Here is a 1,458-nt window from a genome sequence, read left to right as displayed (position 1 = left end):
TTCAACCCGGCATAACTCAGCCGCACACCCTCGAACACCACCGCCGTCGCATCCGGAGTCCGCCCCACCTGCGCCCGGAACAACTCCGGCAACGTCCCCACAGACACCACACGCCCAGTGGCGTTGAAGCCCTCGAGCACCACCCGACGCTCCTCCGCAGCAAGCACCTCCACACGCCCGACCGGCAGTTCGGGCGCGTCGACCAGGGCGCGCAGCAGGCGTACGAACCGCTCGGTGAGCGTCGTGGCGCTGTCGCGGTCGTAGAGGTCGGCGCTGTACTCCAGCACACCGGTCAGTCCGCCGCCCGTGCCGCCGTCCTGCGCGGGCCGCTCGACGAAGGCGAAGGCCAGGTCGAACTTGGCGATGCCCGTACCCACGGGCAGCGGCGTGATCGTCAGCCCGTCCAGGTGGGCGGATGCGTCGAAGGTCTGGTGCTGGTCCGCCGCGTTCCAGGTGAGCATGGTCTGGATCAGCGGGTGGCGGGCCATCGACCGCTCGGGGTTGAGGACCTCCACCAGCCGCTCGAACGGCACGTCCTGGTGCGCGTAGGCGGCGAGCGCGGTGTTGCGCACCCGGCTGACGAGCTCCGCGAACGTGGGGTCGCCCGAGGTGTCGGTGCGCAGCACCAGCGTGTTCACGAAGAAGCCGACGAGGTCCTCGAGCGCTCCGTCGGTGCGGCCCGCTGTGGGCGTGCCGAGCGGGATGTCGGTGCCTGCGCCCAGCCGCGTCAGCAGAGCGGCCAGCGCGGACTGCACCACCATGAACGGGCTCGCCTGCTGGGCCCGGGCCACGGCCACGACCTTGGCGTACACGTCCTGCGGGACCTCGAACGGCACCCGCCCACCCTCGTGCGAGGAGACAGCCGGCCGCGACCGGTCGACGGGCAGCTCCAACTCCTCCGGAAGCTCAGCCAGTTGGTCGCGCCAGTAGTCGATCTGGCGAACGATGGCGCTGTCCGGATCGTCCTCGGAGCCCAGCACGTCGCGCTGCCACAGCGTGTAGTCCGCGTACTGCGCGGGCAACGCCTGCCAGGCGGGCACCGCACCGGCGCGGCGCGACGCGTACGCGGTGGTGAGATCACGTGCGAGCAGCGGCATGGACCAGCCGTCGCCCGCGATGTGGTGGACCAGCAGGAGCAGCACGTGCTCCCGCTCGCCGGCCCGGAACAGCGTCGCCCGCAGCGGTGGCTCGGCCGACAGGTCGAAGCCGTGCCGGGCGGCCTTCTCCAGCGCGGCGGGCAGTCCGGCCTCGTCCGTCGGTACGACGTCCAGGACGGGTACGGCCTCCGCGGCGGCCAGTACACGCTGGTACGGGCCCTCGGCGTCCTCGCCGAACACCGTGCGCAGCGACTCGTGCCGCGCCGCCACGTCGGCCAGCGCCGCGCGCAGCGCGTCATGGTCCAGGTCGCCGGTCAGCCGCAGCGAGACCGGCATGTTGTACGTCGGGCTCGGCCCCTCC

General features: G+C 72.2%; 1 protein-coding gene. It reads right to left on the bottom strand.

What is annotated here, in order from left to right; genetic code table 11:
- On the bottom strand, nucleotides 1-1,458 hold a 1,458-nt coding region (locus ACIA6T_RS35580; RefSeq protein ID WP_399450641.1), incomplete at both ends, for a condensation domain-containing protein.

This window comes from Streptomyces sp. NPDC051740 (genome assembly GCF_044453165.1).
Classification (GTDB): Bacteria; Actinomycetota; Actinomycetes; order Streptomycetales; family Streptomycetaceae; genus Streptomyces; species Streptomyces atrovirens.
Note: the sequence above shows the minus strand (reverse complement) of the source record. Positions and strands in the feature narration are given on the sequence as shown.